General features: G+C 28.5%; 16 protein-coding genes. 2 read left to right on the forward strand and 14 right to left on the reverse strand.

Annotated elements, in window-relative coordinates; translation table 11 throughout:
• The 6 genes from JMO20_RS16085 to JMO20_RS16110 form a co-directional block, all read right to left on the reverse strand.
• Window positions 1–285, reverse strand: a 285-nt coding sequence (locus JMO20_RS16085; RefSeq protein WP_202710728.1) for an ATP-binding cassette domain-containing protein, incomplete at its 3' end; no start/stop codon positions are given.
• Window positions 286–543: 258 nt separating this feature from the next.
• A complete protein-coding gene (locus JMO20_RS16090) occupies window positions 544–735 on the reverse strand; it encodes a hypothetical protein (protein ID WP_202710729.1) in 192 nt (63 codons plus the stop codon).
• Window positions 736–842: 107 nt separating this feature from the next.
• On the reverse strand, window positions 843–1133 hold the full coding sequence (locus JMO20_RS16095; protein ID WP_202710730.1) for a CXXX repeat peptide modification system protein: 291 nt from the start codon (window positions 1131–1133) through the stop codon (window positions 843–845).
• 2 nt (window positions 1134–1135) lie between these two features.
• Window positions 1136–3274, reverse strand: a complete 2139-nt coding sequence (locus JMO20_RS16100) for a radical SAM peptide maturase, CXXX-repeat target family (protein ID WP_202710731.1) — start codon at window positions 3272–3274, stop codon at window positions 1136–1138.
• Window positions 3265–4002, reverse strand: a complete 738-nt coding sequence (locus JMO20_RS16105) for a S8 family serine peptidase (protein ID WP_202710732.1) — start codon at window positions 4000–4002, stop codon at window positions 3265–3267. Before JMO20_RS16105 ends, JMO20_RS16100 begins: the two co-directional genes overlap by 10 nt.
• Window positions 3989–5776, reverse strand: a complete 1788-nt coding sequence (locus JMO20_RS16110; RefSeq protein ID WP_202710733.1) for an ABC transporter ATP-binding protein — start codon at window positions 5774–5776, stop codon at window positions 3989–3991. The genes JMO20_RS16105 and JMO20_RS16110 overlap by 14 nt, the downstream gene beginning before the upstream one ends.
• 486 nt (window positions 5777–6262) lie before the next feature.
• On the opposite strand from JMO20_RS16110, the gene JMO20_RS16115 reads away from it, so the two are divergent.
• Complete coding sequence (locus JMO20_RS16115) at window positions 6263–7558, forward strand: helix-turn-helix transcriptional regulator (RefSeq protein ID WP_202710734.1); 1296 nt, start codon at window positions 6263–6265, stop codon at window positions 7556–7558.
• Window positions 7559–7815: 257 nt separating this feature from the next.
• Here the strand turns inward: JMO20_RS16115 and JMO20_RS16120 are convergent, their stop codons facing one another.
• The 7 genes from JMO20_RS16120 to JMO20_RS16150 form a co-directional block, all read right to left on the reverse strand.
• On the reverse strand, window positions 7816–8421 hold the full coding sequence (locus JMO20_RS16120; RefSeq protein WP_202710735.1) for a DUF3298 and DUF4163 domain-containing protein: 606 nt from the start codon (window positions 8419–8421) through the stop codon (window positions 7816–7818).
• Window positions 8422–8495: 74 nt separating this feature from the next.
• Entirely contained in the window at window positions 8496–9218 is a 723-nt protein-coding gene (locus JMO20_RS16125; RefSeq protein WP_202710736.1) for an ABC transporter permease, read from the reverse strand.
• Window positions 9219–9220: 2 nt separating this feature from the next.
• Window positions 9221–9946, reverse strand: a complete 726-nt coding sequence (locus JMO20_RS16130) for a fluoroquinolone export ABC transporter permease subunit (protein ID WP_202710737.1) — start codon at window positions 9944–9946, stop codon at window positions 9221–9223.
• Window positions 9939–10793, reverse strand: coding sequence for an ABC transporter ATP-binding protein (locus tag JMO20_RS16135; RefSeq protein WP_202710738.1), 855 nt, complete (start codon window positions 10791–10793; stop codon window positions 9939–9941). Before JMO20_RS16135 ends, JMO20_RS16130 begins: the two co-directional genes overlap by 8 nt.
• 74 nt (window positions 10794–10867) lie before the next feature.
• The gene (locus JMO20_RS16140; RefSeq protein WP_202710739.1) at window positions 10868–11227 is read right to left on the reverse strand and encodes a hypothetical protein; all 360 of its coding nucleotides are present in this window, start codon (window positions 11225–11227) and stop codon (window positions 10868–10870) included.
• A gap of 120 nt (window positions 11228–11347) precedes the next feature.
• On the reverse strand, window positions 11348–11977 hold the full coding sequence (locus JMO20_RS16145; protein ID WP_202710740.1) for a TetR/AcrR family transcriptional regulator: 630 nt from the start codon (window positions 11975–11977) through the stop codon (window positions 11348–11350).
• A gap of 190 nt (window positions 11978–12167) precedes the next feature.
• Window positions 12168–12749, reverse strand: a complete 582-nt coding sequence (locus JMO20_RS16150) for a class I SAM-dependent methyltransferase (RefSeq protein WP_202710741.1) — start codon at window positions 12747–12749, stop codon at window positions 12168–12170.
• 273 nt (window positions 12750–13022) lie between these two features.
• Here JMO20_RS16150 and JMO20_RS16155 point away from each other — a divergent pair, with 273 nt between their 5' ends.
• Window positions 13023–13445, forward strand: a complete 423-nt coding sequence (locus JMO20_RS16155) for a DUF2935 domain-containing protein (RefSeq protein ID WP_202710742.1) — start codon at window positions 13023–13025, stop codon at window positions 13443–13445.
• 102 nt (window positions 13446–13547) lie between these two features.
• Here JMO20_RS16155 and JMO20_RS16160 read toward each other — a convergent pair whose 3' ends face one another.
• A complete protein-coding gene (locus tag JMO20_RS16160) occupies window positions 13548–14897 on the reverse strand; it encodes an L-cysteine desulfidase family protein (protein ID WP_202710743.1) in 1350 nt (449 codons plus the stop codon).
• Between the last annotated feature and the right edge of the window lie 97 nt (window positions 14898–14994).

Raw genomic sequence — 14994 nt, forward strand, 5'->3', positions numbered from 1 at the left:
ATTGAAAAATTGAAATATAAATCCAATATTTCTTCTTCTAAAAATAGATAATTCTTTTTCTGGCAGGTCTACTATATTTCTATCATTTATATAGACTCTACCATTGCTAGGTGTATCAAGTCCTGCTAATAAATGCAGTAGCGTACTTTTACCAGAGCCACTGGGACCTACTACAGCAACAAACTCACCTTTTTCTATTTTTAGTTCTGCATCCTTTAATGCATGTACCTGAGTATCACCTTCTCCATATTTTTTATTTAACTCATAGACTTCTAAAATACTCAATACAATCCCCCCTATTTTATGTATAATATTTCCATTAGGTTTATTATATCAGAGATTTTTTTGAAAATTGTAAATATTAAATTTATTTAATGTTTATATATTCTTATATTTAATATAGATAATTAAAAGAAAATAATAATATTTAACCATATTTACAATAAAAATTATACCTAAAAAACTTAAATTTTATAATTATATGCCAGTAAATCTACTTTCTAAACTAACTAGATAAAAATATTATGATATAACGTTTTATTTCTAACTCACTACGAAGTGTCCGCATCCTCCAACACATGTGCTAGAGCAACTATCCATACACTCGGCATCACAAGTATCTTTGCATGTACCAATACAAAGTGAATCGCATCCTCCCATACACTGCTCAGGACATATATAGCCTTTTACATCATTTCTTGATTTGCTTTCTTTTCTGTTTAAAAATTGTCTCATTAATAATTCAACCCCTTTAATTTAATTAGAATTTATCTGAAATAATATTTAAGATATTTACTGGCATATAATAACCACAATTTATTAGTAAAAACAGCAATGATATATTAGCCTTTTAAAATTATTTTATTTGTATTAAAATCTATTTCCCATACTCCATTTTTTACTTTTTTCCAAGAATATTTTTCTGACTTTTCTCTCCACCAAGTTGATAAATTTTCTTTATTTTTAGTGTACTCTTCTTCTACTTTCTTCCTAAGCTTGTCCCTTTCCTTTTCATTTAACCCTTCATTCTCAAGTGTCAATGCAACTTCTTCTAACGCTATCTTTCTTTCAAACAATCTTAATATCTCGTATTTTTCTTCTTCTAATACTTCACCTACCAATTCTTTTTCCATTTCTATGCCTCCTTTTTGTTTCTTATAATCTTTTCTAATGGATCTAAATAATCAATTTTAGGAATTTTATCTACAGAAGATAAAAGTCTTCTCTCTATTAATCTCTGTTGCAATTCTCTAGTTATATTTCTTTCTATATGACTTATCACACATTGTATTTTAGAAGGTGTGTTTATTTCTTTAGTTAACTTCTCATTAAGAAATTTACATCTCATACAATGATAAGCATCACACTCTGAACAAATTGGAGCATTAGATAATTTGAATAAGTGGTCATTTTTTACCTTAATTCCAGTTTCTAAATCTCCAATATTGTTTTCAGGTTCATCAAAGTAAAAAGCTGGACATATGTATAACTTACCATTTGGTGCAAGAGCAATACTATTTACTCCTGCTTCACATCCATAGTGTTCATTTAAATTCAGCCTGTCAGTCAAGATATTAATTGATAGGTATGTTCCATTTTCATAAGACTCAATAACTAGCTGCGAAACTTGTCTGAGCTGATCTTCATATTCATTAATATCTTCTAACTCCCACTTTTCTACGTCCTGTAAAACAATGTTTATTCTTTTTTTACGATTAAGTTCTTCAATAAACTTATATATTTTAACAATATTTTTTTTAGAAATAAGTATTGTTGCAATATCACTACTGTTACTCGTGTCGGCAACTTCATTATTGTATATGGTGATATTATTTTTTGAAGAAGTTTTATCTTTAGAGTCTAATATAAATATATTATTAGGATAGTTTTCTTCTAAATTTCCATCTTGATTTCCTAAAAAAACAGGAGTATAGTGATTATCTCTAGCAAACTTAAGTCCTTTCTCAATTAATTTTTTACTCATACTTTCCTTAGTTTTAAAATTGTTTCTATAATTACAATGTGGCGTGATGCTATTCCCAGTAATAAACTGTAAATAATGCACTCCTAGTTTTTCTTCTCTTATCTCTCGTCTAGGAGATTTTTTACCAGTAGCTTCTTCGTATTTTTGCCAAAAATATTCACACGCTCTAACATTGGCTTTATGCATTTTACATAAATAAGTAGCTCTTTGATATACAGTATCTGTTTCAGCTACATCATAGTTAAATCCAGAGCACCATGCACAACCTGTTCCAACTTCACAGTTTATACACTCTTGACTACTTTGATTCTCAAGGTTCAGTCCCCAAAATCGTCTCTGCAAATCTTCGTTTATACCATGGTCTACATCTCCGATGCATAATCCCACTTTATTCATCAAAGTAAAATCTAAGAATCTAATACATGGGTAATATCTACCCTCGCAATCAACTGCTAGCATGTGACCTGCTCCACAAAAATTATCTTTCTTTAATTCTTTATCAAGAGGAAAACCAATTCTAGGATTAAAAAAACGAACCGAATAGTCGTTCCATAATTCATTATCTATTACATAATCTGCTAACTCCATTAACTGATTTTCAAATATTTCATCGTCTCCTTCTTCCCATATATCTTCAAAGACAACATTAGCAGATACCCATTTAATTCCTAAATTCCATAAACTAATTATGCTATCTTTTAAATGTGGCAAATCATCATGGGCAAAAGTGGCTTTTGTTTGAACATCTCCAAATTGTTCCATCCATAAAGGTACATTTTTAACTACATCATCATATGAACCTTTACCATTTGGATATACTCTTTGTAAATCATGCTTAACTCTATTCCCATCTACACTTATATTGACACTTATATGACCTTTATTCTTCCTAATGTATTTTTGTACCTTAGGTGTATTATAAAGTAACCCATTTGTAGAAAATGAAAATCTATAATTATTAAAACTAGGGTGGTCTAGAATCAACATTTGTTGTTTGATGTAATCACTTACTTTATCTATTAAATCAATTTCTAGAAATGGCTCTCCTCCTATAAAATCCCATACGATTGCATTATCTCTAAATTCTTCTCTGTCATTCAGAATATAATCAACCGCCTTTTTGGCCACTTCAAATGTCATTCTTTTTCTTTTATTCTTGTGCTCCATATAACAGTATTTACAAGCTAAATTACAGTCTTCTGTAACACAAAATGTTACACTCCTTGTTTTTTTTCCATTACCATTCCATTGAGGTGATAAATTCCCCATATTAGTACTATTTACTCCCATTGGTTACTCCCCCTTAATTGATTTTTATTAATTAAACCTAAAGCTTTAAAGTGATTTCTAATTGGTTCCGATTTTAAATTTGGATATATTTCCATTAATCTACAAATATGTCCAGTAATATATGCAGCTGCAAAGCTATTTCCCTTAACTAATTTATTTCTTAATAGTTCTTGACCATTAATATTGGCTAGATATATAGGTGCATAAAACACTTTATTTCTATAAAAGAATTTTTCTTTGTCGTGAAGATTTATTGCACCAGCTACTCTTATCACATTTTTGTCATTAGATGGATAACTATCATTCCCATTATTGCTCAGTGCGGTAACTACTATTATTCCTTTCCTTCTAGCCTTTTTCATCAATCTCTTTAATTTAAATTTATATCGTAATTTTTCTGTACCCAAACTAAGATGTATTATATCTGGATCTAATTTCATAGCTCTAATAAAAGAGCTAATTAGAATCCTTCCATCAGACAGTAATCTCTCATTAAGAATATTCATACTTATAAAATTGACACTTTTACATAAATCTTTAATGATCATGGCAATTATAGTACCATGTTCTGATGTTGTCTTTCTATCTTTTGATTCAATAATATTTGACCTACTATCTAATTTATACATTAAGTGTGATTCTACACTATCACCTAAGTCGCAAAACTCTGTATTAATCCCACTATCAATCAAAACTACCTTTATATTTTTTTTACTATGCTGTTTCATTTTTATCCGACCTATTCTCAGTATTATTTATGCTTAAATCAGATTCATATAGTCTCTGATATAAGTCGCAATGTTCCAACAAGTAATAATGATCCCCTTTATCTACTAGTCTTCCATTATTCATTACACATATTTCATCTGCATCTATTACAGTTGATAATCTATGTGCAATTATTACGACTGTTCTATTTAAAGATAAATTTTTAATTGCTTTCTTTATAAAATATTGCGACTCATTGTCCAAACTGGAAGTTGCTTCATCAAATAGAATAATTCTAGAATCCTTAAGTAACCCTCTTGCTATAGCTATCCTTTGTTTCTGCCCTCCAGAAAGATTAACACCATTTTCTCCTATAATTGTTTCATATTTATTGGGAAGGGCCATTATAAAATCATGTATGTATGCACATTTACACGCCTGAATTATTTCATTTTCACTTGCCTCCTTCTTAACCAACAAGAGATTTTCCTTAATTGACATATTAAATAGAAAAGGTTCTTGTCTTACAATAGAAATACAATCTCTTAAACTTTTTTCACTAAATTCATTTATTTCAATATCATTAACTAGAATTCTCCCTTGTTGAACTGGATAAAGTTTAAGTAATAAATTAAAAATAGTACTTTTCCCAGCCCCACTTCTACCTACAATGGCAATTGTCTCATTATGCTGTATGTGAAGACTAAAGTCATTGATTACCTTTTTCTCATTATTATAGGCAAAGCTAATATAATTAAATTTTATATCTCCCTTCTTCACATATACTTCTTTGTTTCCAAACCGCTCTGGTTTATATAAAACATCGTCTAATAAATCGAATATCCTCTCTAATGATGATAACAATCGTTGTAATATAGAGTTTAGTTGAGTTATATTTTTTAAGGAATTCGCAAATCTTGTTCCATATGATACTAAAATTACAAATTCTTCAATTGTTAACTCTCCTCTTGCCACTAAATTACCACTGACTAATAATAAAGCAATTGCTGACAAGAAAGACGAAAATCTAGCAAAAGAATTGGAAATCTCTGAAATCACATTAACACGTATAGTTTTTTCCTTAAGAGTGTGAGAAATATTATGGAATTTCTTTAATGCTTGTCCCTTTATGCCTAAACTTTTCAATTCTCTTATAGCAAACAATGACTGTTGCATAGTACTAAAATATAAATCACTTATTTCACGTAGTTCTTTATTTTTTTTTCTTAGTATTTTACCAAAATAATTAAAAATCAAATAAGATAAAGGAAATATAACAATTGATGTTAATGCAACTATTGCATTTATTTTAAGTATAATTATCCCTATAATGATTACATTTATTAAATCTATAATAGTATTTAAAAATTGATTCGTAATAATATTTGATATGACTCCAGTATCTCCATTAATTCTAGAAAGAAAATCTCCTATCCTCATCTCATCAAATGCTTTTACTGGAAGATTAATTACTTTCCTAAATAATTCAATCCTAATGTCATTAATTAAATTATTATTTACATTTGCAAATGTGCACTTTCTAATAAAATTTATTGCAATTTCTAAAATCTTTATTCCACTAAAAATTGCAATTATAGTAATTAAATAATCATATTTTTTATCCAAGAAACTTGTGGTAATCCTACCAATAATAAGAGGTTGAATAAGCCCAAGAGACATTCCTAAAATTATACATATAACTAAAAACGTAAACTTCCAAATATATGGCTTAACATATAATACAGAACGGATTATTAATTTCTTATCTCGCTTATTAAAAGCATTAAATTTCATATAATGATCTCCTTAATGTAACCCTCATTCTTGTTATAAAATTTTATTTACTCACTATTAAGTGTCTATCAGCTAAGAACCTATTAAAAGTTACTGACTCCTTTTTATTCTAAGTGTTTTGCATTATTATACAGTTACGTATAGGCGGCCTTTCATCTTCGCTCGCAAAAGAAAATACAGTAAATAGACAAAGTATCCAGATTATTATAATTGCAACTGAATACTTAAAAATTTTTTGAAAATAAAATTTTTTCACTATTCCCATCCCTTCCGTCAATTATTTTTACTATCTGGGTAAATTTAACTTACAATAATATTTTACATTCTATAACTTGTATGTTCAATAAGAAATCTTCGACTTATTCTCGATTATTTCTTTTGTATTCGACAAATATTTTACAATTGTCAAAAAAACATTTGCCTTCGTACTAAAAATTTGATATTATTTTAGGTAAATACGATTTACTTCATAGGAGAGATAAATTTATGAAAAAACTCACTTTGGGTGAAAAAGTAAGAAATGCTAGGTTAGAAAAAAACCTTACACAACAAGAGGTAGTAGAGGGTTTTATAACTCGAAATATGCTAAGTCAAATTGAGAATAATGTCGCTCGCCCTTCTTTTAAGACAATAGAATTTCTTTCAAAGCGATTAAATAAACCTCTATCATATTTTCTAGATGATTTATATGAGGATAAACTCCACAATGAAAAAAGTTGTAGATTAGCTTTTCAACACTCCTGTTTTTTAATAAAAAATGAAGAATATAAAAAATGTACTGATTACATAAATAAATTAATAGAGACTAATCAATGTGATTATGATGTTTATTATGCTAGACTATTATACAATCTTGCTAATTGTTATATAAACGTGGACAGTATCTCTACTTCATATAAATTATTAAAAGAATCCATAAATTTATTAATTAATTATGAAGACCATTACTATATGTCCAAATCATATTATGACCTTAGCTTTATATACCATACACGAAAACAATTTTCATATTCTGAGGATTGTCTAAACGAAGCAATATCTTTTTTAGATAAATCGCATGTAAATGATACGTTGCTTGAACTGAAACTATACTATAGTCTTGGATATGCATTATTCGAAGAACATAAGTATCATGAAGCGATTATTCAACTTCAACACTCACTTAAACTCTCTCAAAATTCCAAGTGTTACTACAATAATGGTAAAACTAATATGCTGTTAGGACTTATTTACAAACAGCTAAGAGATTTTAAAAATGCAATATATCATACTAAAAGGGCAATTCACTTTTTTAAATTTACTGAAGACTATTTCTTAATGGCTTCATGCCAAAAAAATCTAGGAAATATACTAATCTTAGACAATCAGCTTGAATCAGCTAATAATATTTTACATGAAGCTTTAGAGTATTTTTTAAAAAAAGATATACTAGATAAAGCTAGTGCAATAAAATCAGACTTGCTTAGTATTTTATTGAAAAAAGAAAAATTTGAAGATGCAATAAAATTCTTTAACACAATAGATATTACAACCCTTAGCCACTCTGATAAAAGCAGTTTGCTAAATAATGTTGGGAAATGTTATTTAGAGTTAAATGATTTTAATAAAGCTAATGCTTTCCTTGATCAAGCTTTTAAATTGGCAAAAGATACTAAAGATAACCACATAATATATAGTGTATATAATAATCTGGCAGATTATCATTCTAAAACCAATGATTTTCAAAGTGCTTATTCTTACTCAAGCAAAGCACAAGAGATTCTAAAACATATTTATAATTAATTTAATCATCAAATTTGTAATTAAAATAGTGGCGTATTAGTCACTTTTTTTATAAATTATTATTTATACTATCATTCTACCTTAATAATCAATCTAACATTTAAAGATTCATCTTTGTTAATACCTAATAAATTATATACTTAGATTTATATAAGATTATATATTTGAATAACAAATAAAACCCAGGCATAAACCTGAGTTCTATTAAGATCACTCTCTATTTATTTACTTAATTGAATCTATAATACTAATATCTACTATACGAAAGGAATCATCCTATTAAGAATACCATCTTCGGGAATTAAGTCTTGGATATCATATATTGGAATTAGGAAATATGGAAATCCAACATAGTATGGAGAAATTTCAACTTGTTGGAAGTATATTACTAAACCCTTATCTGCAATATAATAATCCTGATTTGGTTTTATTCCTTTAAACTCACCTAATAGTGGTATATCTCTTTCCTTAATTTGCTTTGCTATCATATCAGATAATACCTTTACATAGTCACTACCTTTTTTAAATAGTTCACTCAATTGATAGATTTCTCCAGTTCTAGTATCGGCAGTAAGAGATTTAACAATAGTTACTGGATGAGCACCGTGGAAATCCCCTAATCCGTTCAAAGTTAAACTTAGAACATTTCTTTGGTTATTTTTTATTTCATAAGACCCTGTTATATAAGTTATCATATCTGGCTGTCTAAGTTCTGCAATAAGCTTATACATCATATTTTGAATATTATAGTTGATGTGCTTTTGAACACTTGGATCTTCTAATCCATATACAAATGGATAATACATATTAACTGTTGGTGTAAAATAAGAATTGGTTTTAATATATACTGGCAATGTCAACATTTACTAACCTCCTTTATAAAAGCTTACTTATTAATAAATTATGCTTATTATCAAAAGAGGTTCAAAAAATCATTCTATATCTTTGCTCGTTCTAAGAAAATCTTATATATAATTAGATTCAAAGCGAGTACATATATTAATCCAATAAAGTAATATTGATTATAAGATAATAGTAATACATCACTGCCCCTTATTATACTACTTATAGCTTTAGCTGGCCAAAATCCAGGAGCAAAAGAAAATAGAAGTTCCTTCTTATCAATGAAGAATAAAGCTATTATTGGAAATATAATTATTGCTCCAGTTCCCTTCATTATTGCAAATCCCTCAATCTTATTTTTCGCCAATGCATTAATCAGTAAACCCGACATAGGCGATGCCAGTGAAGCTAATAGAGAAATTGCAATTATGGCTCCAGCTGAGAAACTCCAAATATCCGAGAACCACATTACAAATGCACATGCAACCCATGATAATATTAATCCCATTATAAGTCTAAAGGATAGAAACTGATGTATGGTTAAAGGAGTAACTTTTATAGATGTTAGTATTTTATCGTCCCTATCATCTAAAATCGAAAATCCAATTAGCGCTCCAAAGATTATAGGTGTCATCAATGTTAACACAACGACTATTATATCTGCATATTGTTCAATATTAAATCCACTATTCTTCGCAATATATGGCAAAAGAAATCTTCCTATTATGGCTAATATTATGGGGTAAAACAACATAAATTTCATTAGTGGATCTCTACTCCATTTTTTGAATTCACTTAATACAAAACTACTATTCATAATTAAACCCCACTTTCTTTAACAGCAAATTTATCGAACTTTTTCGATACAAAATAGTAAATTACTACTGATCCTAAAATCATGTAAGCTGTAGAGAGTAAAATACTCCAAATGTCAATCCCACCTGCCGATGACTTTAACAACACCATAGCACTTTTGCTTGGTATTATATAAAGGATTTTTCCTATTAACTCGCTCTTGATTATTCCAACTTCCTGTAATAAAACAGGGATCATAAATACAAAGCTATACTTTAACATTCCCATTAATAACCCTGTAAAATCCTTTGAATAATAAGTCAATATAAACCCTATTAAAGAGTGAAAAAAGCCAATTAATATCACTGCAGAAAAAATCCCTAAAACATTGATATCAATTTCTTTAAATATTCTAGCATAAGCATATAGAATTCCTAAAGTAATAATGTTTGATACAACATTTGAAAACACTTTTGCAAGTATATATTCATTTTTATTAATTGGTGATATCAATAATGATTTAAGAGTCCCTTCCTGTTTTTCAAAAAACATAGAAACTCCAACTAAAAGCATTGACATTGATGTTGCATCTAAAAATATTAGCAAAGGAAAAATATTACTTACATTTTCAATTTCAGTAAAATGTAGTACTCCTATCCAAATAATCGAAACTAATAAACTAGCTCCTAAGATATTATACTTTTTCATTCTTTGTATTTCACCAGTCAATAAGACAAGAAAATTATTCATCTTTTCCCACTCCTGTCACATTAATAAAGATATCATCAAGGGTAGTCTCCTTGCTATGAATAGTAATTATCTTTTTTTCTTTAATGATATTCAAAAATTCTTCATCTGCTCCTAAACTATCTAAATCAAATGATGCCTTTTCTGTACTTCCATCCTCTGCATATTCTAAATCTACAACTCTTTGACCATGCTTTAACTTAAGGTTCTTAGGTGAATCAATTTCTGCTATCTGACCATCGGCCAAGAAAGCTACTCTATCACATAATTCATCTACATCATTCATGAGGTGAGTTGTTAATAATACAGTTCCTCCATTATCCTTAAAATCTTTTATTATATCCTTAACCACCCTTGCATTCTTAGGGTCTAATCCGCTTGTGGGTTCATCTAAGAAAAGAACCTTAGGATTATTAAGAAGAGCCCTAACGAAGTTTAACCTTACCTTCATACCCTTTGAATACTCATTAACCTGTTTATCTTTATCCTCATAAAGTCCTACTTTTTTTAACAGTTCATCAGTATCAGCGTTAGATTTATATAGTTTTTTAAAGAAAGTTAGATTTTCGTTTGCTGTTAACTTTGAGAAATGTACTGGCATTTCAAAGCCAACTCCTATCTCTTGATAAAACTCTTTTTTGTATTCTTTTAAATCTTTATCCTTATACTTTATTTCTCCACTGTAATTATCAAGTAGCTTTGTCAAAATCTTTTGTGTTGTACTCTTTCCAACTCCACTAGGACCTAATAATCCAAAAATTTCTCCTTCCTTGATTTCAAATGTTAATCCCTTTAGAGTATCTACTTTGTTCTTTGGATATCTAAAAGTTAAATCCTTGACCTTAAACATTTTTTTACCCCCTTCATTTTGAGATGATTCATTAATTTACTGGTTTAGTTAAGAAATCTACTCTTTAATTTAAACTAATACAAAAAGATACCAAGTAAAATTAAAATTATTCCTAAAATAGTTGTTCCAATGCTAATCTGAGTAATAATTCTCCTATCCTCAACTAATGCTTTTGTAACAAAACTTCTAAACTTATTATAATTAAATAAAATTTGTGACACCTTTATAAGTGTGAGAGTTATTAATATACTTAATATTATTGATAAATGTACCTCAGTAGTTATTTCTTTATACCATGTAACTATAACTATAAAGATTGAGAATATCCCAACTCCCCATATCCATTTAGGTTTTTCCTCTGAATATGCCTTATTAAGTTCGAAATTGCTCCACTTTTCTGGTATTAAATGTATTAGTAACCTTACTCCAATCATTATTACCCCCCATACAATACTTAATATTTTAAAGTAATTCATTTTTAAATTCCCCCTCTCTAGTTTTATTACTCCTACATTGATACACCTTAGATTTACTTACTCAGAAACTAAGTTTCTTCAACGTTTTTTTATTCCGTTTCCAATGATATATAAAATCTTATCAGCTTTATCAAGAAATGCATCTATTCCTACTAATTCACCTCCTATACTTAATCCCTTAATAAAATCGTCAACCATTGCTATATTCATATTAAAAAACATAAAAGCCGCAGTTTCTATATCAACATCCTCACTTATATCTCCCTTTTCTTGACCTTTCTTTAAAATTTGATAGAAAAAATCATTTGATTTTCCTTCTAACTCTCCTAAAAATTCTTTCTTTACCTCATCACTTTCTTTTAAGAATTTATTTCCTATTGCAGCTAGTTTTGGATTATCCTTAGCAAACTTTATCCCTGATATATACAGTTCACCAATAATCTCTAGTGTTCCAAGATTATCTAAATTCCCCATGACATAATAAAGATATTTAAGCTTTTTATCACCAATAATATTTAGTATATATTTATAAAAGTCCTTAATATCACTAAAATACTGATAAAAACTTCCCCTAGGTATACCTGCATTTTTAATAATTTTAGATACACTAGAATTTTTTATTGATTGTTGAGAAAATTCATCTATAGCAGCATTAAGAATTCTTTCCCTTTTTTCTTCTGGTAAATTAAAAAATGTTTCTGTAGGCAATTGTATCGATCCCTTTCTTTTACATTTTATATTCTGTATTTTTAAAGTCCCTTTTATAATTAATTTCTATCATTAACTTATTGAATCATATTTCTTCACTTTAGTTAAACTTTTAAACAATAATATGACATCGGTGTCATATTGTATGTTTTTATTATATGACACCGGTGTCATATAGTCAATACTTTTTTTATTTATTAATTTTACTACTATGTATAATATAAAAGCTATTGCCTATATAGTCTATTTTTTCAACATCTATACCTACTTGCTTCAAGCTATCTTTAACTTTATCCACTTCTTTTCTTATCTGGATAGGCGGTCCCATTTCTTCTTCTACTTTATTCCAATCTAAAATTATCAGTCGTCCTTGGTCTCTTAATATTCTTTTACTTTCATTTAAAAATTTTTTTGGATCATCTAATTCATGAAATACAGTAGAAGTAAATACTATATCTGTAGAATTATCTGGTATTTTAAAGTTATTTTCATTTGATAAAATCGTTTCAACATTCTTTATTTCTTCTTCTTCTAACCTTCTATCTGTTTCATCTATCATTTCTTTACTTATATCTATAGCATATACTTTATTATTCTCAGCAATTGACTTTGCCATTGGAATAGTAAAATATCCTATACCACAACCTATATCTGCAATATCAACACCTTCTTTAATTCCTATTCTATTAATCACCTCTTCTGGTGGTAGTACCTTCCTTCTCAATGGATTATCTAATTTTTTCATGTTTTTTGGTTTAAATTTCTTCCCCATTATAATTCACTCCTTGTATTATGCTTATTTCATAACTTTTTTCTTTTCACAGATAATATACCCTTATAAGTTATAAAAATTAAACATATATTTTATTAATCACCAAGAAATTGAATATTTATAAGATAGCCATATTTTATATGATTAAATGCCAAATATGAGGAACATATCTTTAGCAAATAAATTTATCTTTTAATATTAGCAGTAACTTTCTTTTACTCTTTAAAATAGTATAAATTAGAAAATCTAAAAAATATGAAAGGAGTGATAGATATGCTTTACTGTTATGGCGAAAAATCAACTCTTAGGATGCTAGATGAAATCGTTTTTTGGAAACGCCAAGAGGAGGAACATACTGTTGTAATTCGTAATTTAACTAGAGATTTAGAGGAAGAATACATTATCTCCTTAGAGAGTTGGGAGCAGGCCTTTGCTCAATCCGAAGGTTTGGCTGCCAGATATGTGGAAGCGATAATAAGGGCCCATTATAACATAGACTCTAATCTCAGAGGACAGATTTATCAGTTCATAAACTTTTCTTTAAATCAAAGTAAGAAATTCATTCAATTTTTAAATACCTTAACCAAAGAAAGTACTGCAATTAAAAATAACCAAACTGCAATTGTTGTAATAAATCACATTCGTAGAGAGTCAGATTATTTCATTGGAATTACTAAGGCTTTCTTAGAAATATAAAAAATTCTTTTACTATTAATTTAAAATAAAAAAACCCTATCTAGGGTTTTTATCTTTTAAACCTAATATACATTTATATAGCTTCTTCAATCCTTCTGATAACTACTTAGCAATTGCTGATAAATTACTATAATTACTTTTTTTACTTCCTATTTCAACTTTTGATTTATCATTCATATTTTTCATAATCTTTAATATTACTTGATCAGTGATACTCATACCCTCTACAGATAGAACCCTTAAATTTCTTATGGTCTCTTCAGCTGAGTCTCCAACAATACCATTCCTTGAAGGAATTACACTATCACTCAAAGCCAACAGGGCAGATTGAATAGCTGTAGATGCAGATGTTGCTAGCTTTAATGCACATCCTGGCTTTGCTCCATCGCATATCATACCACTTGTATTTCCTATCATATTCATTATAACACCATCAATTTGACTTTCATCAGCTCCCATAAGCCATGCAATAGCTACTGCTGCTCCTGTTCCAGCGGCTACTCCACAACCACATATTGCTGACAACCTATCAATATAATACTTAATATAGCTATTAATTATATGACTTATAGCTAATGCTCTAGCTAATTTTTCATCTGTTACATGGTATTTCTTTCTATAGGCTGCTATTGGTAAAATTGTTGTTAACCCATTATTTCCACTTCCATTACTACTCATCACTGGCATACTGACTCCAGACATTCTTGCATCAGATGCAGCAGCAGTTAACATCATTGCACAATTCATAAGGTCATATGATAAAATTCCATCCTTCATATTTTTATAAAAGCTATACCCTACTCCCATTCCTGCTTTTTCTTTAAGACCAGCTTGAGCTATTTTCTCATTCATTTCTAAACCCTCTAACATAAATTCTATTTTTTCAAAAGGTATGCCTTCTATGGTATTAATAATTTGTCCAATTTCTAAATTATATAACTGATCATTATCGCAACTACAATCTACTTCATCTTTCATTTCAAGAATCACATCACCGTATTTTTCTATATAAAAAAATTTATTATGTTTTTCTTTAATTATAGTTCTTGCAATTCCTTTATTAGTTTTAATTTTAACTTCAATATATATTTTTTCATTAGTATTTTTAATATCTAATTTTAGTTTGCCACTTTCTAAAAGTTTCTCTGCTCTATACACATCATTTTCTTCTATCCCATCTAAAATCCTTAATTCTTTTCTGCTTTCTCCACCTACTATTCCAAGTGCTGAAGCTATATGAAGACCTACTTTGTCAGTACTAGGTATTCCTACTGATAATCCATTCTTATAAATATTAGGACTAACAAATATCTCAATTTTATCGATTACATCATCAACCACTAATTCCCTACATTTAGCACAAGCTAAAGCTACTGCTACCGGCTCTGTACATCCCATTGCTGGCACAACCTCAGACTTTAAAGTTTGAATAATTAAATTTTCTAATCCCATCTATTACACCCCTTTAAATTATCACTATAAATTAATAATGCAAATTCAGTGCCAATCTAGGATGCAGTACCTTACACAAACAAATTTTGCTTTTCTC

Source organism: Sporosalibacterium faouarense, from assembly GCF_016765695.1.
GTDB classification, from domain to species: domain Bacteria; phylum Bacillota; class Clostridia; order Tissierellales; family VENL01; genus Sporosalibacterium; species Sporosalibacterium faouarense.

Coding starts and splice junctions, on each gene's coding strand:
- JMO20_RS16115 (WP_202710734.1), top strand. CDS start 6,263: ATGAAAAAACTCACTTTGGGTGAAAAAGTAAGAAATGCTAGGTTAGAA.
- JMO20_RS16135 (WP_202710738.1), bottom strand. CDS start 10,793: ATGTTTAAGGTCAAGGATTTAACTTTTAGATATCCAAAGAACAAAGTA.
- JMO20_RS16095 (WP_202710730.1), bottom strand. CDS start 1,133: ATGGAAAAAGAATTGGTAGGTGAAGTATTAGAAGAAGAAAAATACGAG.
- JMO20_RS16140 (WP_202710739.1), bottom strand. CDS start 11,227: ATGATTGGAGTAAGGTTACTAATACATTTAATACCAGAAAAGTGGAGC.
- JMO20_RS16125 (WP_202710736.1), bottom strand. CDS start 9,218: ATGAATAGTAGTTTTGTATTAAGTGAATTCAAAAAATGGAGTAGAGAT.
- JMO20_RS16105 (WP_202710732.1), bottom strand. CDS start 4,002: ATGAAACAGCATAGTAAAAAAAATATAAAGGTAGTTTTGATTGATAGT.
- JMO20_RS16120 (WP_202710735.1), bottom strand. CDS start 8,421: ATGTTGACATTGCCAGTATATATTAAAACCAATTCTTATTTTACACCA.
- JMO20_RS16160 (WP_202710743.1), bottom strand. CDS start 14,897: ATGGGATTAGAAAATTTAATTATTCAAACTTTAAAGTCTGAGGTTGTG.
- JMO20_RS16100 (WP_202710731.1), bottom strand. CDS start 3,274: ATGGGAGTAAATAGTACTAATATGGGGAATTTATCACCTCAATGGAAT.
- JMO20_RS16090 (WP_202710729.1), bottom strand. CDS start 735: ATGAGACAATTTTTAAACAGAAAAGAAAGCAAATCAAGAAATGATGTA.
- JMO20_RS16150 (WP_202710741.1), bottom strand. CDS start 12,749: ATGGGGAAGAAATTTAAACCAAAAAACATGAAAAAATTAGATAATCCA.
- JMO20_RS16110 (WP_202710733.1), bottom strand. CDS start 5,776: ATGAAATTTAATGCTTTTAATAAGCGAGATAAGAAATTAATAATCCGT.
- JMO20_RS16130 (WP_202710737.1), bottom strand. CDS start 9,946: ATGAATAATTTTCTTGTCTTATTGACTGGTGAAATACAAAGAATGAAA.
- JMO20_RS16155 (WP_202710742.1), top strand. CDS start 13,023: ATGCTTTACTGTTATGGCGAAAAATCAACTCTTAGGATGCTAGATGAA.